Here is a 23101-nt window from a genome sequence, read left to right on the forward strand (position 1 = left end):
CGTACCACGAGATAAGTGCTGTGTCAGGCGCGGAACACGGGAGAGCGGCTAAATCACGCCCGGTGTCCGCCTTTGTGACTTGAAGTCACGCAACGGGCTGGCGTACCTGTTCCAAGGCCATGGGCCCGCGGGTTTGATTCAATGGCCGGATTTGGGGCTGGAAGGCGTTTAAGGGATGCAAGATTTTGCGCGCGCCCTGGCTGATTTCGTGCGCGATCATCAGGCCTGGGCGGCACCGGTTGTGCTGCTGTTGGCGTTCGGCGAATCGCTGGCGTTCGTCTCACTGGTCGTTCCGGCCTGGGGGGCTCTGGTCGCGATCGGCGCCCTGATGGGCGTCAGCGGCATCAACTTCTGGCCGATCTGGATCGCCGGCGGCATTGGCGCGGGCCTCGGCGATTGGGTCTCCTACTGGTTCGGCTTCAAATACAAGGAGCGGGTGGCCCAGATCTGGCCGCTGTCGCGCTATCCGGAAATCCTGCCGCGCGGCGAGGCTTTTGTAAAAAAGTGGGGCGTGCCGTCGATTTTCATCGGGCGGTTCTTCGGACCATTGCGGGCGTCGGTGCCGCTCGCCGCCGGCATTTTCGAGATGCCGTATTGGCCGTTCCAGATCGCCAATTTCGTCTCCGCGCTGGTCTGGTCGGCAGCGTTGTTGCTGTTTGGCGACGTGATCGCGCACATCATCGAATGGGTGTGGCGGTTGTTGTGACGCAAGGCGCTCGCGCTGCCGGAATAAGCCGCCGGGGGCAGGGGTTAGCTCTCATGATGGGGAACACACCGGGCTTGCCTGCCGTCGCACCGGCGTCATCGCGCCAGCATTGAAGGGCTGGTAGAAGCGGCGGCAACCAGGGCCGAGAACACGTCACCGAGAACACGTCACACGACACGTCGATAAAGCGGGAAATCCCGCGAACCGCATTCATCGTCTCACTGGGAGGACATCACATGGAACTGACACGACGTCACGCACTCGCTGGAGCCGCGGCTCTCGCTGCTTCACCTCTGTTGCCCAGCATGCCGGCCAAGGCGGCCGCGCCGGTCGCCGAGAAGCAGGCTCCGAGTTTCTATCGTTACAAGGTCGGCGACGCCCAGGTGCACGTCATCTCCGACGGCATCAACAACTTCGCGCTGGGCGATACTTTCGTGCTCAACGTCAAAAAGGACGAGGTCAACGCCGCGCTCGAAAAGGCGTTCATGCCGAAAGACAAGATGAGCATCCAGTTCGCGCCGCTGGTCATCAATACCGGTGGCAAGCTGGTTGTCGTCGACACCGGCAACGGCCCGGGCGCTTTCGCGTCGAGCAAGGGCAATGTCGGACAGTTCGCCAGCAACATGGTCGCCGCGGGGATCGATCCCAAAGCCGTCGACATGGTGGTGATCTCGCACTTCCACGGCGACCACATCAACGGCCTGCTGACCGCCGACAACGTGCTGGCATTCCCGAATGCCGAGGTGCTGGTGCCGGCCGCCGAGTGGAAATACTTCATGGATGACGGCGAGATGGGCAAGCAGACCACGGAGCGGATGAAGGGCGTGTTCGCCAATGCGCGCCGCGTGTTCGACGCCGGACTGAAGAAGAAGGTCACGCCTTACGAAATGGGCAAGGACGTCGCTCCCGGGCTGCAGGCGGTGGCTTCCCACGGTCACACGCCGGGTCACACCTCGTATGTCCTGTCGTCCGGTTCCGACAAGGTCTTCATCCAATCCGACGTCACCAACCTGCCGGCGTTGTTCGTCACCAACCCGGGCTGGCATCTGATGTTCGATCAGGATCCGGCAATGGCGGAAGCCACCCGCCGCAAGGTCTATGACATGCTGGTGGCCGACAAGATGCGGGTCCAGGGCTTCCATTTTCCATTCCCGGCCAATGGCTTTGTCGAGAAGGACGGTACCGGTTACCGGCTGGTTCCGGCGCCGTGGAATCCGGTGATCTGACCATCGGTCATCGTCGAAATCCGAGCAAAGGCCGCCCTTCGGGGCGGCCTTTGTGTTCTGGTCCGGTGTTTTGGCTTGACGGTGGAACCGCGCGGCCTTATAGCCCCGGCCCATGATCAACGCTTCGACCAGCATCATCGCCCGCCGCCGCCGCATTATCGCGGTATGGGCGGTTGTCTGCGTTTAAGATCATCGCCTCTGCCGCCGGATACGATCCGCGGCTCTTTCCCTTCAAGACACGCGGTTTGATCTGGCGGCTCCTACGTCAAGCAGGAGTTTGAAATGTATACGCCGCCTCCGTTCAAGCCCGACCGTGCCGCCAGCCTGGCGTTTGCGGAAGCGCGCGGCTTTGGACTCGTCTGCGCGTGGGATGGCGCCAAGCCGATTGCCTCGCCGCTGCCGTTCTATCTCGGCTTTGCCGATGACGGGACGCCGCGCGCGCTGTTTCATGTTGCCCGTCATAATCCGCTGGTAAAGCTCGCCGGCGGGACCTCGTCCTGGCTGCTGGCCGTGAACGGCGCGGATGCCTATGTTTCGCCGGACTGGTACGTCTCGCCCGATCAAGTGCCGACCTGGCTCTACCAGGCCGTGCACCTGACGGGCACGGTACGGGCACTGTCCGACGACGAACTGGCCGAGCAGATCGAGACGCTCAGCGCCAAGTTCGAAGACAGGTTGCTGCCGAAGAAGCCCTGGTTGTCGTCGAAAATGACGGCCGGGCGGCTGGACGCGATGAAGAAGGCGATCGTGGGACTGGTGATGACGGTTGATGAGGTCGAGGGCAGCTTCAAATTGAACCAGCACAAATCCGACGCCGACTACTCGGCCATCAGCAACGCGCTGGCGTCACAGGGTGACGCTGATGCAGCCGAGATCGCAGGTCTGATGCGCGAGGCGCGCCCGCAGGCCTTCATGACCGACATTGCCGATACAGCAGCAACCAACGAAACGACGACGCTTGAAAGGAACGCGCCATGACCCTGACCGATATCAAGCCGCACACGACCGGCGACACCAGGAAGCCCACCATCTTTGTCGATGGCGCGTCCGGAACGACGGGCCTTGGTATTCAGGAGCGGCTGCGCCTGCAGGGTGACGTCGCGCTGAAGAGCATTGCCGAGGACAAGCGCAAGGACGCCGGCGCCAAGCGGGCGCTGATGGAGGAGGTGGATCTCGTGATCCTCTGCCTGCCCGACGATGCGGCAAAGGAAACCGTGGCGTTGATCGACGGCATGGGCGCCAAGGGACCCAAGGTGCTCGACGCCTCGACGGCGTTTCGCGTCGCGCCCGACTGGGCCTATGGTTTTCCGGAACTTGCGCCTGACCAGGCCGACAAGATCCGGGCGGCCCGGAAGGTCTCAAACCCGGGCTGCTATCCGACAGGCGGGATCGCGCTGCTGCGCCCGCTCGTGGACGCGGGACTGCTGCCGGCGGACTATCCCGTCACCATCAATGCGGTCAGCGGTTATTCCGGCGGCGGCAAGTCGATGATCGAAAGTTTCGAAGGCGGCACCGGGCCGTCCTTTGAACTCTATGGTCTTGGCTTCGAGCACAAGCATCTGCCGGAGACGCAGCTTTACTCACGGCTGACGCGGCGGCCGATATTCGTTCCGTCGGTCGGCAACTACCGGCAAGGCATGCTGGTGTCGGTGCCGTTGCATCTCGACGCGCTTCCGGCCAAGCCCGATGGCGCCCAACTGCATGCCGCCCTCGCAAAGCGGTACGCGGGCAGCAAATATGTTTCCGTGATGCCGCTCGAATACGCGACGTCGAAGACCGGACGCATCGAACCCGAAGCGCTCAACGAGACCAACAAGCTCGAGCTCTACGTGTTTGCGAGCCAGCAGCATCCCCATGCCGTGCTGGTCGCGCGTCTCGACAATCTCGGCAAGGGCGCCTCCGGAGCCGCGGTGCAGAACATGCGGCTGATGCTGGGGTTGGCCGACAGTTAGGCCCAAAGCCCTACGCTCACGCCGGCATCACGCCATCAGCGCGCTGCCGGCGCTGCCGCCGTTCGACCGTTAGGGCTTGCGAGCGCATCCCAGAACCGCAGAATTCATGGTTGCGCCCAGCGAAGGCAGGTCTACTGTTTTGCCGTAACGTGCGGCTGATGCTGAGCCTCGCCGACAGCGAGAGGAATTCGTGGACGAGGCGACGCTTCAATTCTACCGCGGCCATGCCGAGGCTTACGCGGCGCGCGAGATCACCTCGCGTCGGGCAAGGCTGGAGGCGTTCCTCGCGCTGCTGCCACCTGGTGCTGCCATCCTCGAACTTGGATGTGGCGCCGGCGGCGACACCGCGGAAATGCTGGCAAGGGGCTTCAATGTCCTGCCGACGGACGGATCGCCGGAAATGGCGGAGGTCGCCTCGCGCCGTCTCGGCCGTCCGGTCGGGACGCTGCTGTTTCATGACATCGACACGGTCGGGACTTATGACGGCGTGTGGGCCAATGCCTGCCTGCTGCACGTTCCGCGCGATGAACTGGCGCAGGTGCTGTCGCTGATCTGGCGCGCGCTGAAACCCGGCGGCGCTTTCTTTGCCAGCTTCAAGACCGGTGACGCCGAAGGCCGCGACACGCTAGGCCGCTACTACAATTACCCGTCGCCTGATTGGCTGCGCGAAACCTACGCCAGCGCGGGCAACTGGAGTTCACTTGAAATCGAGTCCGGCGAGGTCATCGGCTTCGACAACCAGTGGGCCCCGATGCTGTTTGTCGTGGCCCGGAAAAGCCTCTGATCCGATGGTCCTTCAGTCCGGCAAGACAATTTTCCGCGTCCTGGTCGTTCTCGCGATTACGCAGGTCATCGGATGGGGCACGATCGGACTGCTCGCGGTCGTGGGCGGGCAGATCGCCGACGATCTTCACATGGACATCTCGGCGGTGTTTGCCGGCAGCTCGATCTTCTATGTCCTGATGGGTCTGTGCGCTCCTGTCCTGGCAAGGCCGTTCACGCAATTTGGTGCCCGCCGGGTGATGATCGCGGGCGCCATCATCGGTGCGCCGGGCTTCGTTTTGCTGTCGTTCGCTCATGGCCCGATACAGTTTTTCGCGGCGTGGGTGATCCTCGGCGCGGCCGGCAGTGCCACGCTGTCCACCGCCGCCTACATCATGCTCAACGAGATTGCCGGGCGTGATGCAAAGCGGGGCATCGGCGCCATGATGCTGGTGACCGGGCTTTCCAGCAGTGTTTTCTGGCCAACCACGTCGTTTCTGTCGCACGAGGTTGGCTGGCGCGGAACCTGTCTGGTCTATTGCGGCATGCTGCTGCTTTTGTGCCTGCCGCTGTATTATTTCGGATTACCGCGCCGAACCGAACGGGCCAGTGAAGCTGTCGCCACGGCGCTGCCGGCGAGCGCGTCGCCGATCGTGTTGAAAAGCACCTTCTACCTGATCCTGGTGGCTCTCGCGTTCAATGCGTTCGTTTCCTTTGGATTCAGCGCTGTCTTGATCGAGCTCCTGAAAGCGGAGGGCCTGTCGCCGGCGACGGCCGTTACCTTCGGCTCGATGCTTGGCGTGATCCAGGTCAGCGCGCGGGGACTCGATTTTCTTGGTGGCGGGCGCTGGGATGGGATCACGACGGCACTGTTTGCCGGCTCGGCCATTCCCGTGGGGATGCTGCTTCTGATGATCGGCGGCGGATCGCATTGGGCGATCGCGGCCTTCATTCTGCTGTACGGCATGGGCAGCGGCGCGTTCGCGGTCGCCCGTGCGACCATACCGCTGGTGTTCTACGATCAGGCCGAATTCGCCAAGGCGACCTCGCGCCTGGCGTTGCCGCTCAATATCATTTCCGCAGCTTCGCCCCCGCTTCTCGTCGGCCTGCTGACGAATTTCGGCAGCAACGCGCTGCTTGGCGTTGCCATGGCATGTTCGTGCGGGGCTCTCCTGATCCTGCTTCGGCTCAGGAAGCTTCGCCCGGCGATCCGGACGATTGCCGCGGGCTGATTGGCCGTAGCGGACGTCAGGCTGCATTAGCAGCAATCTGCAACCATCTGAAAATGGTGTTTTAAGCAATGTGACGCATCATGCGCGCACCTAACAGGCCTGTAGAAGGTAAGCGCATGAATCTCCTTTTGAATTTTTTGCAGAACCAGGCCGACACGGAAAAAATGCGCGAACGGGCGCACAGCGCGGATCGTCCCTGCGCGCTGCTGACCCCTATTGTCCCGATACGTTTCGACGAGGCGGATAGCTGGTTCGGTGGCAAGCCGAGACTGCCGAAAGGCATTTCCTGGCCGGAACAGAAGGGAGTACCGCTGCATTTCGCGTGTCAGATCAATCTTTCACAGCTTCCGGCGGGCATATGGTCAGGGGCGGGGCCACGCGACGGCTGGCTGGCAGTGTTCGTGCATCCGGTGGGAAATGCCGCTGAAGTCCTCCACATCAGAGGCGACATTGAAGAACGTGATGGGCCAGGGCAAATGGGCGCGGAATGGGCGAGGACCTACGCGTCCCATGCGAAAGAGACTGATCTCCTTCCGCGCTGGCCGGTCAGGATCGACGAAGGGCGTCATGCGCGCTCGATCGACACCGTAAGCCGCAGGCCCTCCGAAGCAGCGTGGAAGGACGTCAAGCCCGACCTCGCAAATCCCGCCCTCCACCCCTTCGACCCGAAAACGCTCGTTGTCCTGCTCGATAGTCTGGAAGAATTCTTCATCGGGCAGCTGAAGCAGATCTGTCGCTTTCCAGCGATGAAGAAGCTCCGCGAAAATGACTTGCAATGGATGGACGAAACCAAGGCGCTGGCGTTCCAGAGCCTGGAGGAGTTCTACAAAGTCGAGGCCATTCTTGTGTCGAGCAGATACCGCTTCGACCTGAAAGAGGTCGCCGCGCAGCTTTCGAAAATCGCCGGCCTTCCGACTTACGAGTTCAATTATCTCAAGGACGACGAGGACGGCTATTGCTGTTTGGAGTACCGCAGCTCACGGCTTTGCGAATTGCCTGACATCTCGCGGAGCCTGCCGATATGGTGGAGCTGGTATACTTCGCTACTTTATTGGCATGGCATCAACGCCTACACGAAAGACCCCGCAAGCCTGCATCCGGCGCTGCGCGAGCTGATGGAGCGAATCTGGCTCGGCGAAACGCTGGGGCATCATGGCGCCATGGGACACGCTCCCGCGGGGCATCTCTACACACCGCACGGTCCGGAAACCGACACCGAGGTGCTGCTGGAGCTTCCTACCAGCAGTATGCAGGGTTGGATTTGGGGAGATGTCTATTCGATCGTGCTGTTGATCAAACGCAAGGCGCTGTCGCAGGGCAACTTTGCGGATATCGCCATAGACATCACAAATTGAACATCGCCTGCGGCGGCAATGAGGTCGACTGAACCATCGACCTCATCACCCTGTCGCGTTGCCAGCAATTCCGTCGCTCAAAGCACCTGGAAGATCGCCAGCGCCAGCACGGCTTGCGCGAGGAAGCCGACGGTGAAGGCGAGCGTCCGGAACACCGGCAGGCCGAGCGTATAGACGATCAGATGCGCGACGCGGGACCAGAAATAGACCATGCAGGCCATCACGGTCCATTTGGTGGAATAGTCGGCGGCGTTGAGGATCAGCACCAGGGGGGCGAAGATGATGAGGTTCTCGACCGCGTTGTCATGCGCGAACATCAGCCGGTTGGCCCATTCGGCATGCGGCTTGTCGTTGCGCGAGGGATTGGCCATGGCGCCGGAGAGGCCGCGGATCTGACAGCGATTGATGATGTAGGGGACCCACAGCAGACCGGTCAAAATCACCGTCAGCGTCAGCCAGAACAGTTCACGCGTCATCGTTTCCCCCTCGCTCGATTTCGATTCCCGATACGGGATATCAGCTTATAGCCAACCCCGCAGGCTTGCGCTACGCGCGGACCCGAACGTAGCTGCCCGGCGCATCCTCGATCGGCGGCATCGCCTCGGAGCCGACCGCGCGCGCTGGCACCATCTCGGCGTCGAGGCCCTCCAGCCATTGACGCCAGTCCGGCCACCACGATCCCTTGTGCTCGGTAGCGTTCTTGAGCCAGTCGGCCAGCGTGACGTCCTTGATGTTGTCGTTGGTCCAGTACTGATACTTTCCGGACGCCGGCGGATTGACCACGCCGGCGATGTGGCCGGATCCGGACAGCACGTATTTGACCGGCCCGCCGAAGAACTGCGAGCCATACAGCACCGAATCCGCGGGCGCGATGTGATCTTCGCGCGTCGCCAGATTATAGACCGGCACCTTCACCTTCGAGAGGTCGAGCAGCGTGTTGTCGAGCACCATGCTGCCGGTGGACAGCCGGTTCTCCAGGTAGCAATTGCGCAAGTAGAAGGAATGGTTGGCTGCCGGCATCCGCGTCGCGTCGGAGTTCCAGTGCAGCAGGTCGAACGAGGAGGGCGGTTGTCCCTTCAGGTAATTGCTGACGACGTAAGACCAGATCAGGTCGTTCGAGCGCAGCATGTTGAAGGCCATCGCCATCTTGCTGCCTTCGAGCACCCCGGCCGCATGCATGTCGCGCTCGAGCGCCGAGATCTGGTCTTCGTCGACGAACACGAGCAGATCGCCGGCATGGGTGAAGTCGACCTGGGCTGCAAAGAACGTCGCCGAGGTGACGCGCACGCGGCGCTTTTCGGCGAGCCACGCCAGCGTCGAGGCGAGCAGGGTGCCGCCGACGCAATAGCCCGCGGTATGAACCTTCATCTCGCCCGTGACCTTTTCGATGACATCCATCGCGGTCAGCGGTCCCTGCCTCATGTAGTCGTCGAACGTCTTCTTGCCGAGTTCCTTGTCCGGATTGACCCAGGAGATCACGAACACGGTGATGCCCTGATCGACGCACCATTTGATGTAGGATTTTTCCGGCTTGAGATCGAGGATGTAGAACTTGTTGATCCAGGGCGGCACGATCAGCAGCGGCGTGCGCAGCACGGTCTCCGTGGTGGGCGTGTACTGGATCAGCTGCATCAGCTCGTTCTGGAAGATCACCTTGCCCGGCGTCGTCGCCATGTTGACGCCGACGACGAGGTTGGTGGGATCGGACTGGCGGATGCGCAGCGTGCCGCGGCCGGCTTCGATGTCCTCGGCCAGCATCTTCATGCCGCGAACCAGGTTGTCGCCGTTCGACGCCAGCGTCTCGCGCAGCACTTCCGGGTTGGTGAAAACGAAGTTCGACGGCGAGATCGCGTTGCTGATCTGCTGGACGTAGAATTCGGCCTTCTTGCGGGTGTGCGGATCGATGCCTTCGGCGTTCTTCACCAGTTCCTGCGCCCATTGCGTGGTGAGCAGGTAAAGCTGCATCATGAAGTCGAAGAACTTGTTGGTCTTCCACTCCGGGTCCTTGAAGCGCTTGTCGCGCGGCGACGGCTCGATCGCGGGCGGGGCCTCTTCGCCGGCCATGCGGCGCACCGTCGAGCCCCAGAGATCGAGATAGGCTTTGGCCATCTTGACTTGCAGATCGGACGCCCGCTCCTTGTCCGAAAGCCAGTATTCGGCGACCGTGCTGAAGGTCTTGATCACCTCAGCGATCTCATTCGGCGGTTTGTCCTTCAGCTCACCGTTTTCGCGCGGCTTCAGGTAGGCCGCGAGCGCCTGGCCACTGCTCTCCATGGCCCTGGCGATGTTCATGGCGAAGGCTTCAGCGTTGAAGGATTTCGCAGCGTGGATTTCGGTGTTAACGTCGGTCATGTCAGGGACACTATAACTTCATTTCGAGTTCGTCACCGCGCCTGACGGCGGCGGTAGGTTTGGGTTAATCCTGTTGCACTGCGATAAGATTTCTCCGTTCGGACACATTGAAGCCGCACCGTTTGAGTTACCTGTTCTGGCTTTAATCGTTTCGGGCGACAATGGTTTGAAGGGTTGCGGAGAATTTGACGCAGCTCGACGATCCAGCGCGCTGCAAGGCGCATACCAACAGCCCTTGCCAACGCGCACTGTGCAAACGATCTAAGGCAACGGGACAGGTATTGGGGACTTCCGGACGGATGCCGGTGGATCGGATGATAAGGCTGTGGTCGATGGCCGCGCTGTTCGCAACCGCGCTCGCGGTCAGCGGCTGCTCGACGTCGATCGCGGATTTGCCAGGTGTCGGCGTACCGGGCGACGCGCCCGCGCGTCCGAAGGAAGCCGGGGGCTATCTGCCGGTCCACGACCTGCCGCCGGAGCGCGACGAGGCTGTCATCAAGCCGGCGGAGCAGGCCAAGATCGAGGCCGAACTGCGTGCCGCGCGGGATCGTCAGGCGGCTGCGGCCGCAGCAAACCCTGCCGCCAAATAAGCTGTCTGTTTTTGACGCGTTTCGTGACGCGATCCGGCTGCCGCCCCCAAATGAAGTCCAGGCAGGCTTTCGCTTGAAAACGCTATAGTCTCTGGCGCTGCGGGACGCCCGTGCTAAAAGAGCCTTAATTCAACCGCATCACGGTCCGGCACACAGGATTCTGCGCCTGAATTCGCTCTAAGTAATTGATTGAGCGCGAGTTTTGGACGAAGCCGAATTCGGCTTCGAAAACCGCAGATTCTACCGATTCTGTCCCGCTGGTCGTCGGAGCAAAGGTCCCATGGAAGATTTCTACCGCATCCGCCGTCTGCCGCCTTACGTGTTCGAACAGGTCAACCGGGCCAAGGCGGCCGCGCGGAACGCGGGTGCCGACATCATCGACCTCGGCATGGGCAACCCGGATTTGCCGACGCCGGCCCATGTGATCGAGAAGCTGAAGGATACGCTGGGCAAGCCGCGGACCGACCGTTATTCGGCCTCGCGCGGCATCACCGGGCTGCGCAAGGCGCAGGCCGCCTATTACGCCCGCCGGTTCGGCGTCAAGCTCAATCCGGAAACCCAGGTCGTCGCGACCCTGGGCTCCAAGGAAGGCTTCGCCAATGTGGCGCAGGCGATCACCGCGCCCGGCGATGTCGTGCTGTGCCCCAATCCGAGCTATCCCATTCACGCCTTCGGCTTCCTGATGGCGGGCGGCGTGATCCGCTCGGTGCCCTCGGAGCCGACGCCGCAATTCTTCGAAGCGGTGGAGCGCGCGATCATCCATTCGATCCCGAAGCCGATCGCGCTGATCGTCTGCTATCCGTCCAATCCGACCGCCTATGTCGCCGACCTCGATTTCTACAAGGATCTGGTGGCGTTCGCGAAGAAGCACGAGATCTTCATCCTGTCGGATCTGGCCTACGCCGAAGTCTATTTCGACGACAAGAACCCGCCGCCCTCGGTGTTGCAGGTTCCCGGAGCGATCGACGTGACCGTCGAATTCACCTCGATGTCGAAGACGTTTTCGATGGCGGGCTGGCGCATGGGCTTTGCCGTCGGCAATGAGCGGATCATAGCGGCGCTGGCGCGGGTGAAATCCTATCTCGATTACGGCGCGTTCACGCCGGTCCAGGTCGCGGCCACCGCGGCCTTGAACGGACCGGATGATTGCATTCGCGAGATGCGCGACACCTACCGCAAGCGCCGCGACGCGCTGGTGGAAAGTTTTGGCCGTGCGGGATGGGATATTCCGCCGCCGGCAGCCTCGATGTTCGCCTGGGCGCCGCTGCCGAAAGCCTTTGAGGGCGTCGGCAGCATGCAGTTCGCCACCCTGATGGTGGAAAAATCGGGCGTGGTGGTGTCGCCCGGGGTTGCCTTCGGCGAGCACGGCGAGGGCTATGTCCGCATCGCCATGGTGGAAAACGAGCAGCGTATTCGCCAGGCCGCGCGCGGCGTGCGGCGCTTCCTTGAAAGCGGCATTGAAACGTTGCACAACGTGGTTCCTCTCGCCAACCGGCGGTAGGCATGATCCCGAAAAGCGGACTTCCGGTTTTCGGAACCAGATCGTGCTTGGTTAGCTCTCTTCGGCAGGTTTTTTGGTCATGGTCGCACCCCTGAAAGTGGGCATCGCGGGGCTCGGCACTGTTGGCGCCGAAGTCGTCCGCCTCATCGAAGCGCAGGCGCGCACCCTATCGGCGCGCAGTGGACGCGGCGTGCGCGTTGTCGCCGTCACCGCGCGCTCCAAAGTGAAGAAGCGCAAGCTCGATCTGCGCGGCATCGAATGGGTCAAAAGCCCGCTGGCGCTGGCCAATCACCCCGGCATCGATTGCTTCGTCGAACTGATGGGCGGTTCCGGCGATCCGGCGCTGTCGGCGATCGAGGCCGCGCTCAAATCAGGCAAGTCGGTGGTGACAGCCAACAAGGCGCTGATCGCCAAGCACGGCGTGCGGCTGGCCAAGGCCGCCGAGAAGCATGGCGGCGCGCTGAACTACGAGGCGGCGGTGGGGGCGGCGATCCCCGTCATCAAGACCCTGCGCGAGGGGCTGGCCGGTACGTCAGTCAATCGCGTCTACGGCATCCTCAACGGCACCTGCAATTACATCCTGACCCGGATGGAGCAGGAGGGCCTGTCGTTCGCCGAATGCCTGAAGGACGCGCAGCGGCTCGGCTATGCCGAGGCCAATCCGTCGTTCGACGTCGACGGCCACGACACCGCCCAAAAGCTTGCGATCCTGGCCAGCCTCGCGTTCGGCACGAAGGTTGCACAGAGCGCGGTCTACGTCGAAGGAATCTCCTCGATCGCGCCGGAAGATCTGCGCGCCGCTGAGGAACTCGGCTATCGGGTCAAATTGCTTGGGGTCGCGGTGCGGACGGCGAAGGGAATTGAACAGCGCGTGCATCCGACCATGGTGCCGAAATCCTCCTCGATTGCGCAAGTCATGGGCGTCACCAACGCCGTCACCATCGACGGCGAGGGCATTCCGCCGATCACGCTGGTCGGCCCGGGCGCGGGAGGTGCGGCCACCGCGTCCGCCGTCGTTGCCGACATCGCCGATGTCGCGCGCGGCATTCGCGCCAAGCCGTTCGGACGCCCGGTGGAGCGCCTGCGCGCGACCACAAAAGCGCCGATGGAACGCCATGAGGGCGGCTATTATATTCGCCTGATGGCGCGCGACCTCGCTGGAACCGCTGCCACCATCGCGACCCGTCTGGCGGAACAGAAGATATCGCTGGAATCGATCGTGCAGCGTCATCCCGACGGCGTTGACGCCAACGGGTCAACCAAGAAAGCGTCACCTGTTCCGGTTATTCTGATTACCTATGCAACGTCGGAAGATGCGGTCTATCGTGCGCTGGAAGCGGTGCAGCGCGACAAGGTGATCAGCGGCCGGCCGCAGGTAATACGGATCGAGAAGAACTAGCGCGATTCCCGTGATCGCGCGTACGCGCAATCCACGGATTGTGCGCCACAAAGAAACGAATAGGCGGACCGTATGGTCCGCCGTGAAGACTCAAAGGAGTGCTTGGTATGTCGACCCATATTTCCGTTCCGCCGCAACTGTTGCTCGAGCGCATTCTCACGCTTGAAATCGTGCGGGTAACGGAACGCGCTGCGGTTTCGGCCGCGCGTTTGCGTGGCCACGGCCAGGAAAAGGCGGCCGACCAGGCTGCGGTCGACGCGATGCGGCGCGAACTCAACAAGCTGCCGATCGAAGGCACCATCGTGATCGGCGAGGGCGAGCGCGACGAGGCGCCGATGCTGTTCATCGGCGAGAAGGTCGGCCTCAACGCCGGCCCGCAGGTCGATATCGCCGTCGATCCGCTCGAAGGCACCACGCTGTGCGCCAAGAACATGCCGGGCGCGATCGCGACCATGGCGATGGCCGATGGCGGCACGCTGCTGCACGCGCCCGACGTCTACATGCAAAAGCTCGCGGTCGGCCCCGGTTACGCCAAGGGCGTGGTCGAACTCGACGCTTCGCCCGCCGACAATGTGCGCCGGCTCGCCAAGGCAAAAGGCGTCGATCCCGCAGCAATCACCGTGCTGGTGCTCGATCGTCCGCGCCACGCCGACATTATTGCCGGCGTTCGCAGCACGGGCGCCGCGGTTCGCCTGATCACCGACGGCGACGTCGCCGGCGTGATCCATTGCGCCGATCCTGACAATACCGGCGTCGACATGTATATCGGCACCGGCGGTGCGCCCGAGGGCGTGCTGGCCGCGGCCGCGTTGCGTTGCATCGGCGGCCAGATGCAGTGCCGCCTGATCCTCGACTCCGAGGAAAAGCGCGAGCGCGCCCACAAGATGGGCGTCACCGATCCCAAGATGATCTACGGCATCGAGGACATGGCGCGGGGCGACTGCCTGTTCGCGGCGACGGGCGTTACCACCGGTTCGCTGCTGTCCGGTGTCAAGTTCCGCAAGGACGTCATCGAAACCGAAACCGTCGTGATGCGTTCGGTTACTGGTACTGTCCGCTACATCAAGGCCGAGCACCGGCAGCTGGACAAGTTCCACCTCGATTGAGAGGTTTGAATATGGCTGGAGAAATCATCATCCGGCCGATCGGCGAAGACGAACGCGCAGCGTGGAATCCGCTGTGGGACGGTTATCTTGCCTTCTACAAGACGGCGCTGACGCAGGACGTCAGCGATCTTGCGTGGTCGCGATTTCACGATCCGGACGAAACGATGTTTGCGCTCGGCGGCTATGTCGATGGCCGGCTGGCCGGGTTCGCGCATTATTTGTTCCATCGCTCGACCTGGGCGCCGAAGCGATACTGTTATCTCGAAGATCTGTACGTCGCGGATCACGCGCGCGGCCATGGGCTGGGGCGTGCGCTGATCGATGCGGTCTACCAGAAGGCCGAGGCGGCGGGGGCGAGCCGGGTCTATTGGCTGACGCAATCGAGCAATGCGCAGGCGCGTGCGCTCTACGACAAGGTTGCCGACAATCTCGGATTCATCCAATACCGAAAGGTGATTTAGTTTTCGTCCAATCAAGAACAAGAAACAGGGAGAGAGTATGTCTGATATTTCGGCGGTGAAAGCGTTGGTGTTCGATGTGTTCGGCACCGTCGTCGACTGGCGCAGCAGCCTGATCGCGGATTTTACAAAGTGGTCCGAGAAGCGCGGCATCAAGGCGGATTGGACCGCGCTCGTTGACGGCTGGCGCGCGGTCTATTCGGCCTCGATGGACGAAGTGAGAAAACATCCCGAGCGCGGCTACATGATCCTCGACACGCTGCACCGGCAATCGCTGGAAAAGCTGGTTGTGCAACTCGGAATATCAGGCCTTGATGACGCCGATTTGCATTACCTCACCATGGGCTGGCACCGCCTGCATCCCTGGCCGGACAGCGTCGCGGGTCTCGCGCGGCTGAAGACAAAATACATCATCTCGCCGCTCTCCAACGGCAACGTCGCGCTCTTGACCAACATGGCGAAGTTTGGCGGGCTGCCGTGGGACCTGATCATGTCGGCCGAATTGTTCGAGCATTACAAGCCCGATCCCGAAACCTATCTCGGCGCGGCAAAATTGCTGTGCCTGCCGCCGGAGCAGGTGATGATGGTCGCCGCGCATAACCAGGATTTGAAAGCCGCGCAGAAATACGGTTTGAAAACCGCCTTCGTCGCGCGCCCGACCGAATACGGCCCCCTGCAGAAATACGATTTCGAAGCCAAGGGCGACTGGGACATCGTCGCCAAGGATTTTGGCGGCATTGCCGACCGGATGGGGTGTTAACAAGTAGCCGCGGATGTGCGGAGCGATATGCGGGTATCAAAGGCAATGAGAATCCCGGATGTCGCTGCGCTCATCCGGGCTGGATAGCAAACGCCCGCAGTTCGTCGCCGTCACTTTGTTCCCGATCCGGAGAGCGGCCGACGGGATGTGTGGCGCATCCTCTGAACGATAACTTCGTGGCCGGTGACGCGATAGAAAATCAGATACGGATATGGGCTGACGGTGAGGCGCCGTACACCCGGAACGTCGGTCGCTTGCCCCGCGTGAGGGTGCTGTTCCAGCAAGAGGAAGAGGGCTTGAAGCCGCCCTCGCATGTGGTTCGCCGCTTGGGGTGATTCCGCCTCGATATATTCAAGCGCCTCTTCGATCTGCGCCGCCGCGCGCCTAGTGACGCGCAGCTTCACAAGGGGCGCTTCGCCAGCAGTGACCGAATCTGTTCGTCCGTAGCGAACTCGCCCCGTGCGATCTCCGCATCTGCGTCGGCAATGTCGGCGCGTTCCTCGGAGGTCAATCGGATGATCGGCTGCTCTTCGCCGGCCACCTGTAAGAGCAGGAGCGCAAGTTCGTCCTGCACCTCAGCAGGGAGAGCTCGTATGCTGTCAACGGCACGTTCTAGCAGCTTGGTCATGGGCTCAAAGATAAACCTTTCCCCCGCTGGCCGAAAGGATTTCGAGCAAAAATTTGTGCAGTGGGTTAGAGACGGCGGCTAAGCCGCGCTCAATATCACCCCGTACCAGCCGAGCCCCCGATACGTCTCGTATCCCGGCGTCGCGTGAAATGCGACCAGCGTGCCTGATCGGTCCTGGTAGAAACCGCTGCGCCGTCCGTCCAGCGAAAGCTGCACGCGCTCGGTGAGGATGCCCTGGCCGTCGGAGGCCGCGATGACGCGGAATTGCGAATCGACCAGCAGCACGCGGGCCTTGTCGGCGGCGCCGACGCGCACGCCCTGGACGATGGCGCGGGCCTGTGCCTCCCAGTCGAAATGGATCGCCAGAATGCCGGTCGCGGCGGCGTTCGCCTTGCCGCCGGCGCGGACGCTGGCGCAATAGGTGGCGACCTGGGCATGGCCGAGCAGGGGCTGGGATTCGACGTCACCAGCGACATAGTCGTCGCCCGTTCGCAAAGCCCGCGCGTCGCGAAACCATTTGGTCGACGCCACGTTCTGGCCGACGACGCCATAGCGATCCGCCCGGCCGTTGGCCAGCACGTTGCCGTCGAGATCGCAGAGCCACAGATCCAGATACACGGTGTAGGCGCCGAGGATCACGGCCAGCCGCTCCGACACATGCGCGACCGCCGAAGCATCCGGGGAGGCCGCACAGTCGACGACGGCAGAATCGGTGGCCCACCAGCGCACGTCGCAGGTGCGCTCATAGAGGTTGCGGTCGATCAGTTCGATGGCGTTCAGCGACAGATCCACCATGCGCTCGCCGCGCGACCGGTCGCTCATCCGCGCGATCGAGTTCATCAAATCGCCGGTGCGGTTGGTGAGCTGGCTTTCCAGCTCGCGGGCAATGGTTTCGACCTGCTGGCCGACATTGCGGACTTCCTGCGCGACCACTGCAAAACCCGCTCCTTGCGCGCCGGCGCGCGAGCTTTCGATCAGCGCGTTCAGCGCCAGCATCTTCATCTGGTTGGTGATCTTCTGGATCGATTTGGTCTTGTCGCAGGCGACCTGGTTGACCTCGGCGGTGAGCCGGGAGATCAGCGCGGAGATGTCGGATTCATCCTCGTCGGTTGCTGAATGGGCCGCGGTTTTGGCGGTCGATCTTGCAAGCGCGACGGACATCTTGGAACTTCCTCTGCCTTCGCCCCCTCGATCGATCTCCTGCAGAGCGAATCGGGATTTAGGTGGGCGCACGTTCCATCCGTTGTCGCGAGTCTTGCCTAATGACTGGTTTATTTTCCGGACCGGTTTGCGTAGTTGTACGGAGGCAAGTTGCACGTTGTTTGTGCAGGTCATTTTTTAGGCAGCGGCGCGAACCCCGACGGGAGAGGTCGGGGTTCGCCGACGCTGGCTCAATAGGTCTTCTTCGGGACCGAGGGCGGGGAAAAGGGGTTAAAGGGCAGGGTGCCGTTGCCCAACTTGCCGCCGGTCACCGCGTCCAGTTCTTTCGCCGTCAGTTCGATCGGCTTTTCGTGCGCGCGTTCCATGTTGCTTCTCCTGTTGCTGTCCCGGTGCAGCATTGCATCGGTCTGACCAGGACAATGACGGAGCGGCGACGGCGGCGCTGTTCCCTGGGTGACAACCGAAACGGCAACAACCGGCAAGTCGGATTGGAGCCGACTTGTCCGACGTCGCTCGCAGAAGGCGCAATCCGCGCTGTGTGCCACTCCGACGAAAGCCCAATAGTGTGGCAGCTGTCTTCCGGCGGATATTGCGGTAAGCTTTCGCCGGAAAAACCCGCGCCCGCTGGGCAAGAAAGGGTGGTCGATAATGCCAGATCCCGTCGCCTTGTTCGCCACCGTCGTTCTGCTGTTTCCGATGGGATATTTCCTTTTGGCGGCGCCGGCCTTTCTGTTGGTGTCGCTCGACATCCCGCCGGTCACCCAGCTGTTGCGCGGCATGTTCAGTTCCTATTTCCTGATGGTGGCCATTGCCGGCGCCGTCGGGACGGTCGCCGTCGCCCTGACGGGCCGGCTGTTTGTCGCCCTTGCTATTGCCTTGATCGCGGCTTTCGCGGTCTGGACGCGCCGCTGGTTTCTGCAGCGGTGGGATGCGCAGCTCCAGGCCAGGGACGCCGGCGACGCCGAGGCGGTACGCCGGCTGCGGCGGCTGCACTGGGGCGGCATGCTGTGCAATGCGGTAGAACTCGCCGTTATCTTGATCAGCATTCCCTACGTCGTCCTCACGCCGGCTTGATCAGGGCCGCAAGGCGGTTCCGCCGTTACATCACCCAACAAGGTTACGTAGAAGTCCGGAGAGAAGCCGGCTTCGCGGCAATCTCCCGTTAGGGAGGTTTGCGTACAATTGCGCGTTATTGATTGCATTGCTCGGAATGATTGCGCGCCGTTACCTTCGCTGAACCGGAAAGACCGCAGAGTCGGCTTTCACAGGTGGCACCAAAATGCTTGTGCATTTCGTTACGGATGAGCCTGCGAAAATTCCAGCCATCCGCGCGATGCTGGAACCGCAATATGACGTTCAACCCCGACTGCTGGGGACCGGCAACGCGAACATCGGCTCAAGCGGCGTACTGATGATTGACGCCGACCTGCGCAAGCCAGTCCCGGTGGAGCAGATCAAGCGCGTCCTGCAGGAGCTGCGCTGCGCTTCGGAAAGGCTGTTTGTCGTTCAGAGCCATCTGCACCACATGGTGGCCCAGGCGTATGCACTTGGCGCGACAGCCGTGGTTTCGCGTCCAAAAGAAATCATATCGAAACTGGAGCAAATCGACGTCGCCCAGAGGGCGGCGCAGGCCGGCATCGCCGTCGCATCAACCGAAATCACCGGTGGTGCGGCGGCCTTCGCATCCATGTTTTCGGCGATACGCGAGGGCAAACCGATAACGCTTTCGAGTGCCGAGGACGCCACATCTGACATCATCAACGGTATCGAGCAAAACGGACTTGGCGTCTGGCTTGACGACGTGCGCCGCTATCACCAGGGCACGTTCCAGCACTGCCTGCTGGTGACGGGGGTGGCGGTCGGCTTCGCCATGAGTATCAATTTCTCCAGTGCCGACGTAAATCGGCTCGGACTGGCCGCCACGCTGCACGATGTCGGCAAGGCACGCATTCCCCTGGCTATTCTCGACAAGCCCGGACGTCTTGACCCGGGCGAAGAAGAGATCATGAAACGCCATCCGATCATCGGATACGAATTGTTGAAGGGTCTGCCGGGAATTAGCCCGGAGACCCTTGATGGCGTGAGGCACCACCACGAGTTTCTGGATGGATCCGGTTATCCCGATGCGCTGACGGCGCCGGAGATTTCCGACCTCGTACGATTGCTGACGATTTCAGACATTTTCGCCGCGCTCATCGAGTCGCGGCCGTACCGACCGGCAATGTCCCGGCAGGATGCCTACAAGATCCTGTGCGCCATGGATGGAAAGCTGGAACGGTCGCTCGTCAAGGCGTTTCAGAACGTGGCGCTAACGACATGATCCAAAACTGCGAAACGAGGTTTGCGCCGTTTCCTGCAAGGCAAATTTCAGCCCGGACGATTCATATGGAGCTAGACTAGCCATGGTTGCCGCAGCATCGCCGGATTCAATCGCGGAACTGACCGGCGCCGCAAAGGATCCGTCGGCTCAGCGGGATGTTCGAATTCTGAAGCAGGTGGCGGCGTTGTTCCTGTCCAATGTCGATCGCCTCCGTGAATCCCAGATAGCTGCGTTCGATGGCGTCCTTGTGCCCCTGATCGGGCGGATCGAGGCGTCAACCCTGGTCCATCTGAGCGAAGCCCTGTCCACGACGGATCTCGCGCCATGCGAGACCATCCGCAAGCTCGCCTTTCACGATGACCCCTTGGTGGCCGCGCCCGTCCTGCGAAACTCCAATCGTTTGTCGGAAGCGGACCTTGTTGAAATCGTAAAGACCCGCAGCCAGCAGCATTTGTTGGCGATCTCCGGCAGAAACACGCTCAGCGAACCGCTGACCGATGCCCTGATGAGGCTTGGCGACGTCAACGTCTCCAACGCGCTCGCCCGAAATGCGGGAGCGCGGTTCTCCGAATGCGGTTACGCGACGCTTGTCGGAAGGGCCGAGCGTGACGAAAGCCTCGCCGAAAAGCTCGGCCTCCGCCTGGACATTCCTGCGAATTTGCTGCGCGAGCTGCTGACAAAGGCGACCGACATCGTACGGGCGCGATTTTTGACGGCACCGCGACCGGCCGTGCAGGCGCGTGGGACGAACGCCAAACCGATCAGCGCCGCTCCACGAAAGAAGATTGACTACACACAGGCGCAGAGCGAGGTCCTGGCGCTCAATCGCGCCGGCAAACTCAACGATTCAACGGTGAACCGGTTTGCGGTTCGGAGCGAATACGTCCACGTGGTGGCAGCGCTCTCATTGTTGTCCGAGGTGAAGGTCGAGGCAATTGAGCCGTTGATCGAACCGGAGCGGTTGTATGGACTGATCGTGGCGTGCAGAGCCAGCAGGTTAAGCTGGTCGACCATGACGATGATCATCCGCAATCGGCCCGGTTGCGCGCCGCCGACGCAACGGGAGCTCGATCAAGCTCACGAGGTATTTGACACCTTGTTGCTGTCCGTGGCGCAATGGACGGCGCGGTTTGGAGCCGATCGAATGGCGGCGAAAAAGATCGATTGTGCCGCTGCAAATCCGCGCTGACGTCAGGAGACGTCGAATGCCCACTCCAGAACTGCATTCTGGGCGTGGAGCAGGAATGCTTTTGCTTCGATAACGCGACATGCCCGATGCTTCATCGCCTCGGCGGACACTTCCTTGCCACGGGATACCGGAGGGCAGGGTACGAAGTCGGCCTCCGGGTGCAGCCTGTCGAGCACTGTGGACGTGACCTGATAATCCAGCAGTTCCTCGGGTTCGGCATCGGCTGCCCAGCAATCGGTGACGACAAGGTCGGCATCAGCGAGTTCGTTCATATCGGCACTGGCACGAAAGCGCGGCGTGGAAGCCGCAGCATCGCGGTCGAGCCACTTGTCGGGATGGACCTGGACGACGTTGATCGGCAGGACCGCCGCAGCCTCGATCCACGATCCCAGGATATTGGATTTCGGAGCGACAACCCCGACCTTGATCCCCTCGATACGGCCGTGCCGGTGGAGCTGAAAGGCCAGATCGCCGAGCGTTTCGCAGGGATGGTTTTGCCGGGTCCGGGCGTTGATGACAGGTGCCCGAGCAAAATGTGCGAGACTTCGCATGACGGCCAGATCCGGCGCACGGGTTACAATTCCGTCGAACCAATTGTCGAGATAGGCGGCGAGATCCGGCAGATCCTCCCGCGTATCCCATTGCAAGGGCGCATGGACGCAAATGCCGCCCATGGCCTGGATGCCGAGGTCAAAAGCCGTCGTGTTCCTCCAGCCGGAGTCGTTCACGACAAGCACGATTCGACGGCCGGCCAGGCTTTGAACCATCCGTCGCTGGCGCCAAAGCGCCGCCATCTCCTGGGCGCGCTCGATGATCGCCATCGCGTCGGAGGCATTCAGGTCGCTTATCGCCAGAAGATCGCGGATTTTCTCGCTCATTGTTCTCTTGCTCTTAGTTTCAATTAACGGCGTCCCATCCGGATGTACGCCCGGCGTGGAACTACTTCTTCGGCTCCAATCCTACGGGCTTGTTTACAACCTTGGCTTGAGTGTCTCTAATGGATTCGGGGCTCAAGCGAACAATCGCATTGTTGTTCCGGTTTCCCTGAGGCGGTTCCTCAATGGCGAATGCTGGTGTGATGTCGACTGCGGCCGCAAATCTCGTCCGTAAGGCCGTCGTACTTGCCTCTTCGTTGTTGTTCTTGGCCGTCCTGGCAGGCTGCCAGCCCGCTACGTCCGAAGGCATCAAGTTCGGCTGGTTTTACCGGATGGTCGTCGAACTGTCGCATGGCGGCGAGCCGCTCAATATAGAAGTTATTATCGGCTGCGGCTCGCAGGTCAGGCAAATCCCCGGCGAGGGCCGAAGCGTTCGCGCGATCTGGGCGCCCTATATTTTCGGCGTTCGCACGAAGAACGGCGAGGGCGTGCTGGTGCAGAGCCCGAACGTTTGCGACCGCGATGTCGCGAAGGAGCCGGTTCCTGCCGATTTCCTACCCGTCGTGTTCTGGGCGCCGGATGCCGGGAATCTGGAATTTCTCGTCGCTTATCTGCACGAGCGCGCCTATGAGCAGCCGGTCTCGAAGCTGAAATTCCATCGCGCCACAATTACCGAAGCGACTGAAGCCGATTACGGGGCGTGGCGCGAGACCAAGTGGAAGGACAACATTGTCCCGATCGGAAGTCGGCGTGAGGATCACGTCAACGGGCGAAGCTATTTCATTGGCGAAGGGTTTTTCCCCAAGGAAGATCCGCGCAACAAGCTGTTGTTGCGCATGTCTTGCTATTCCTTTCTCCGGGTCCCCATTCCCTCCGATCTGCAGGAACTGATCAGGGCGCAATGGCCGCCGGCTCATCCCCATTATTGGCTGCTTGGGTGGCCAATCGCGTGGCCGATCCTGTTCGAGGAAAAGCCGGACGTCACGCATTACTGGGAGAAATTTCGTGCCGAGGCCAGGCGGCGGGGACTCCTGGATCGCGAGGAGCCGCGCGGTCTTGCCACCTTCTATGAAGGCAAGGGAGTCAACCGCCGCTCGGGGGTGGGTCATATCGAGCGCGACCCAAAGTCGCTCGCGTCCGGTCAGGGGTTACGAATCCCGGTTCGCGTTGAGACAGGTTTTCCTTGGGCAACCGAGCGGATGAAGACACAAGGCGCGTTCGACCTTCACGCCGACACCGCGAACGGCGCTGACCAGGGTTTTGCCTACTGCTACCGCGACATGTTTGGCTACTACTTCCAACCGCCGGTGGGAGAAATACGGGCGTCTGATCATCGCATTTTCATCGACGGCATACTGATCGGAATCTGGCCGGAAGCAAAAACCATGGCTCCGGGCGCCGTTATCGTTGAGCGCGACGAATATCTCTGGCTCAAGAACGATTTTCCGCTGGCGCACGAACTTGCGAGGATGCAATGAGCTCAAACGGAAGTACAGTTCGTAGGATGGGTAGAGCGCAGCGAAACCCAT

The 23101-nt window shown here is 61.7% G+C and carries 24 protein-coding genes; 17 read left to right on the plus strand and 7 right to left on the minus strand.

The genetic code is table 11. The features are described from left to right. Positions 1 to 175: 175 nt before the first annotated feature. The 7 genes from JQ641_RS05950 to JQ641_RS05980 all read left to right on the plus strand — a co-directional run bounded on the left by JQ641_RS05950 (position 176) and on the right by JQ641_RS05980 (position 7233). A complete protein-coding gene (locus JQ641_RS05950) occupies positions 176 to 706 on the plus strand; it encodes a DedA family protein (RefSeq protein WP_211994997.1) in 531 nt (176 codons plus the stop codon). Positions 707 to 942: 236 nt separating this feature from the next. Continuing rightward, the gene (locus tag JQ641_RS05955) at positions 943 to 1932 is read left to right on the plus strand and encodes an MBL fold metallo-hydrolase (protein ID WP_211994998.1); all 990 of its coding nucleotides are present in this window, start codon (positions 943 to 945) and stop codon (positions 1930 to 1932) included. Positions 1933 to 2214: 282 nt separating this feature from the next. Beyond that, a complete protein-coding gene (locus JQ641_RS05960; RefSeq protein ID WP_211994999.1) occupies positions 2215 to 2910 on the plus strand; it encodes an FMN-binding negative transcriptional regulator in 696 nt (231 codons plus the stop codon). After that, positions 2907 to 3884, plus strand: coding sequence for an N-acetyl-gamma-glutamyl-phosphate reductase (gene argC / locus JQ641_RS05965; protein WP_211995002.1), 978 nt, complete (start codon positions 2907 to 2909; stop codon positions 3882 to 3884). The genes JQ641_RS05960 and argC overlap by 4 nt, the downstream gene beginning before the upstream one ends. A 190-nt stretch (positions 3885 to 4074) precedes the next feature. Further along, positions 4075 to 4668, plus strand: a complete 594-nt coding sequence (locus JQ641_RS05970; protein ID WP_211995004.1) for a class I SAM-dependent methyltransferase — start codon at positions 4075 to 4077, stop codon at positions 4666 to 4668. 4 nt (positions 4669 to 4672) lie between these two features. Then, positions 4673 to 5878, plus strand: coding sequence for an MFS transporter (locus tag JQ641_RS05975; RefSeq protein ID WP_211995006.1), 1206 nt, complete (start codon positions 4673 to 4675; stop codon positions 5876 to 5878). Between the two features lie 116 nt (positions 5879 to 5994). Beyond that, positions 5995 to 7233, plus strand: a complete 1239-nt coding sequence (locus JQ641_RS05980) for a DUF1963 domain-containing protein (protein WP_211995007.1) — start codon at positions 5995 to 5997, stop codon at positions 7231 to 7233. A gap of 77 nt (positions 7234 to 7310) precedes the next feature. Here JQ641_RS05980 and JQ641_RS05985 read toward each other — a convergent pair whose 3' ends face one another. Then, on the minus strand, positions 7311 to 7709 hold the full coding sequence (locus tag JQ641_RS05985; protein WP_192740854.1) for an MAPEG family protein: 399 nt from the start codon (positions 7707 to 7709) through the stop codon (positions 7311 to 7313). Positions 7710 to 7779: 70 nt separating this feature from the next. Then, on the minus strand, positions 7780 to 9585 hold the full coding sequence (locus JQ641_RS05990; RefSeq protein WP_211995008.1) for a PHA/PHB synthase family protein: 1806 nt from the start codon (positions 9583 to 9585) through the stop codon (positions 7780 to 7782). A 299-nt stretch (positions 9586 to 9884) separates the two neighbouring features. Here JQ641_RS05990 and JQ641_RS05995 point away from each other — a divergent pair, with 299 nt between their 5' ends. The 6 genes from JQ641_RS05995 (at position 9885) to JQ641_RS06020 (ending at position 15399) form a co-directional block, all read left to right on the plus strand. Next, positions 9885 to 10175, plus strand: coding sequence for a hypothetical protein (locus JQ641_RS05995; RefSeq protein WP_211995010.1), 291 nt, complete (start codon positions 9885 to 9887; stop codon positions 10173 to 10175). A gap of 280 nt (positions 10176 to 10455) precedes the next feature. Continuing rightward, positions 10456 to 11676, plus strand: coding sequence for an LL-diaminopimelate aminotransferase (locus JQ641_RS06000; protein WP_211995011.1), 1221 nt, complete (start codon positions 10456 to 10458; stop codon positions 11674 to 11676). Between the two features lie 79 nt (positions 11677 to 11755). Continuing rightward, complete coding sequence (locus JQ641_RS06005) at positions 11756 to 13075, plus strand: homoserine dehydrogenase (protein ID WP_211995012.1); 1320 nt, start codon at positions 11756 to 11758, stop codon at positions 13073 to 13075. A 107-nt stretch (positions 13076 to 13182) separates the two neighbouring features. Then, the gene (gene glpX / locus JQ641_RS06010; RefSeq protein WP_192740849.1) at positions 13183 to 14181 is read left to right on the plus strand and encodes a class II fructose-bisphosphatase; all 999 of its coding nucleotides are present in this window, start codon (positions 13183 to 13185) and stop codon (positions 14179 to 14181) included. Between the two features lie 11 nt (positions 14182 to 14192). After that, positions 14193 to 14642, plus strand: coding sequence for a GNAT family N-acetyltransferase (locus JQ641_RS06015; RefSeq protein ID WP_211995013.1), 450 nt, complete (start codon positions 14193 to 14195; stop codon positions 14640 to 14642). Between the two features lie 37 nt (positions 14643 to 14679). Beyond that, entirely contained in the window at positions 14680 to 15399 is a 720-nt protein-coding gene (locus tag JQ641_RS06020) for a haloacid dehalogenase type II (RefSeq protein ID WP_211995014.1), read from the plus strand. A 110-nt stretch (positions 15400 to 15509) separates the two neighbouring features. Here JQ641_RS06020 and JQ641_RS06025 read toward each other — a convergent pair whose 3' ends face one another. The 4 genes from JQ641_RS06025 to JQ641_RS38430 all read right to left on the minus strand — a co-directional run bounded on the left by JQ641_RS06025 (position 15510) and on the right by JQ641_RS38430 (position 17553). Then, a complete protein-coding gene (locus JQ641_RS06025) occupies positions 15510 to 15803 on the minus strand; it encodes a type II toxin-antitoxin system RelE/ParE family toxin (protein WP_211995016.1) in 294 nt (97 codons plus the stop codon). Then, positions 15800 to 16027: a hypothetical protein gene (locus JQ641_RS06030; RefSeq protein ID WP_211995018.1), complete on the minus strand. Its 228-nt coding sequence runs from the start codon at positions 16025 to 16027 to the stop codon at positions 15800 to 15802. Before JQ641_RS06030 ends, JQ641_RS06025 begins: the two co-directional genes overlap by 4 nt. A gap of 78 nt (positions 16028 to 16105) precedes the next feature. Continuing rightward, positions 16106 to 17188 carry a methyl-accepting chemotaxis protein gene (locus JQ641_RS06035; protein WP_211995019.1) on the minus strand — a complete coding sequence of 361 codons (1083 nt, stop codon included), beginning with the start codon at positions 17186 to 17188 and terminating at the stop codon, positions 16106 to 16108. Positions 17189 to 17418: 230 nt separating this feature from the next. After that, positions 17419 to 17553 (minus strand): hypothetical protein, encoded by a 135-nt coding sequence (locus JQ641_RS38430; protein WP_283815166.1) that lies wholly within the window; start codon positions 17551 to 17553, stop codon positions 17419 to 17421. A gap of 283 nt (positions 17554 to 17836) precedes the next feature. Here JQ641_RS38430 and JQ641_RS06040 point away from each other — a divergent pair, with 283 nt between their 5' ends. The 3 genes from JQ641_RS06040 (at position 17837) to JQ641_RS06050 (ending at position 20697) form a co-directional block, all read left to right on the plus strand. Further along, complete coding sequence (locus JQ641_RS06040) at positions 17837 to 18262, plus strand: hypothetical protein (protein ID WP_211995020.1); 426 nt, start codon at positions 17837 to 17839, stop codon at positions 18260 to 18262. A gap of 205 nt (positions 18263 to 18467) precedes the next feature. Further along, entirely contained in the window at positions 18468 to 19508 is a 1041-nt protein-coding gene (locus JQ641_RS06045; RefSeq protein WP_211995021.1) for an HD-GYP domain-containing protein, read from the plus strand. An 82-nt stretch (positions 19509 to 19590) separates the two neighbouring features. Continuing rightward, positions 19591 to 20697, plus strand: a complete 1107-nt coding sequence (locus JQ641_RS06050) for a DUF2336 domain-containing protein (RefSeq protein WP_211995022.1) — start codon at positions 19591 to 19593, stop codon at positions 20695 to 20697. 2 nt (positions 20698 to 20699) lie between these two features. On the opposite strand, the gene JQ641_RS06055 is transcribed toward JQ641_RS06050, so the two are convergent. Continuing rightward, on the minus strand, positions 20700 to 21575 hold the full coding sequence (locus JQ641_RS06055; protein ID WP_211995023.1) for an ornithine carbamoyltransferase: 876 nt from the start codon (positions 21573 to 21575) through the stop codon (positions 20700 to 20702). A gap of 182 nt (positions 21576 to 21757) precedes the next feature. Here JQ641_RS06055 and JQ641_RS06060 point away from each other — a divergent pair, with 182 nt between their 5' ends. Then, complete coding sequence (locus tag JQ641_RS06060; protein WP_211995025.1) at positions 21758 to 23050, plus strand: hypothetical protein; 1293 nt, start codon at positions 21758 to 21760, stop codon at positions 23048 to 23050. Positions 23051 to 23101: the final 51 nt, after the last annotated feature.

Source organism: Bradyrhizobium sp. JYMT SZCCT0180, assembly GCF_018130165.1.
In the GTDB taxonomy this organism is placed as follows: Bacteria; Pseudomonadota; Alphaproteobacteria; order Rhizobiales; family Xanthobacteraceae; genus Bradyrhizobium.

Bases quoted from the DNA above. Each gene is read 5' to 3' on its own strand.
- JQ641_RS05955 (WP_211994998.1), top strand. From the start codon at position 943: ATGGAACTGACACGACGTCACGCACTCGCTGGAGCCGCGGCTCTCGCT.
- JQ641_RS05950 (WP_211994997.1), top strand. From the start codon at position 176: ATGCAAGATTTTGCGCGCGCCCTGGCTGATTTCGTGCGCGATCATCAG.
- JQ641_RS06000 (WP_211995011.1), top strand. From the start codon at position 10,456: ATGGAAGATTTCTACCGCATCCGCCGTCTGCCGCCTTACGTGTTCGAA.
- JQ641_RS05975 (WP_211995006.1), top strand. From the start codon at position 4,673: ATGGTCCTTCAGTCCGGCAAGACAATTTTCCGCGTCCTGGTCGTTCTC.
- JQ641_RS06050 (WP_211995022.1), top strand. From the start codon at position 19,591: ATGGTTGCCGCAGCATCGCCGGATTCAATCGCGGAACTGACCGGCGCC.
- JQ641_RS06060 (WP_211995025.1), top strand. From the start codon at position 21,758: ATGGCGAATGCTGGTGTGATGTCGACTGCGGCCGCAAATCTCGTCCGT.
- JQ641_RS05995 (WP_211995010.1), top strand. From the start codon at position 9,885: ATGCCGGTGGATCGGATGATAAGGCTGTGGTCGATGGCCGCGCTGTTC.
- JQ641_RS06035 (WP_211995019.1), bottom strand. From the start codon at position 17,188: ATGTCCGTCGCGCTTGCAAGATCGACCGCCAAAACCGCGGCCCATTCA.
- JQ641_RS38430 (WP_283815166.1), bottom strand. From the start codon at position 17,553: ATGGAACGCGCGCACGAAAAGCCGATCGAACTGACGGCGAAAGAACTG.
- argC (WP_211995002.1), top strand. From the start codon at position 2,907: ATGACCCTGACCGATATCAAGCCGCACACGACCGGCGACACCAGGAAG.
- JQ641_RS06015 (WP_211995013.1), top strand. From the start codon at position 14,193: ATGGCTGGAGAAATCATCATCCGGCCGATCGGCGAAGACGAACGCGCA.
- glpX (WP_192740849.1), top strand. From the start codon at position 13,183: ATGTCGACCCATATTTCCGTTCCGCCGCAACTGTTGCTCGAGCGCATT.
- JQ641_RS06045 (WP_211995021.1), top strand. From the start codon at position 18,468: ATGCTTGTGCATTTCGTTACGGATGAGCCTGCGAAAATTCCAGCCATC.
- JQ641_RS05980 (WP_211995007.1), top strand. From the start codon at position 5,995: ATGAATCTCCTTTTGAATTTTTTGCAGAACCAGGCCGACACGGAAAAA.
- JQ641_RS06055 (WP_211995023.1), bottom strand. From the start codon at position 21,575: ATGAGCGAGAAAATCCGCGATCTTCTGGCGATAAGCGACCTGAATGCC.
- JQ641_RS06030 (WP_211995018.1), bottom strand. From the start codon at position 16,027: ATGACCAAGCTGCTAGAACGTGCCGTTGACAGCATACGAGCTCTCCCT.
- JQ641_RS06020 (WP_211995014.1), top strand. From the start codon at position 14,680: ATGTCTGATATTTCGGCGGTGAAAGCGTTGGTGTTCGATGTGTTCGGC.
- JQ641_RS05990 (WP_211995008.1), bottom strand. From the start codon at position 9,585: ATGACCGACGTTAACACCGAAATCCACGCTGCGAAATCCTTCAACGCT.
- JQ641_RS06040 (WP_211995020.1), top strand. From the start codon at position 17,837: ATGCCAGATCCCGTCGCCTTGTTCGCCACCGTCGTTCTGCTGTTTCCG.
- JQ641_RS05985 (WP_192740854.1), bottom strand. From the start codon at position 7,709: ATGACGCGTGAACTGTTCTGGCTGACGCTGACGGTGATTTTGACCGGT.
- JQ641_RS05960 (WP_211994999.1), top strand. From the start codon at position 2,215: ATGTATACGCCGCCTCCGTTCAAGCCCGACCGTGCCGCCAGCCTGGCG.
- JQ641_RS06005 (WP_211995012.1), top strand. From the start codon at position 11,756: ATGGTCGCACCCCTGAAAGTGGGCATCGCGGGGCTCGGCACTGTTGGC.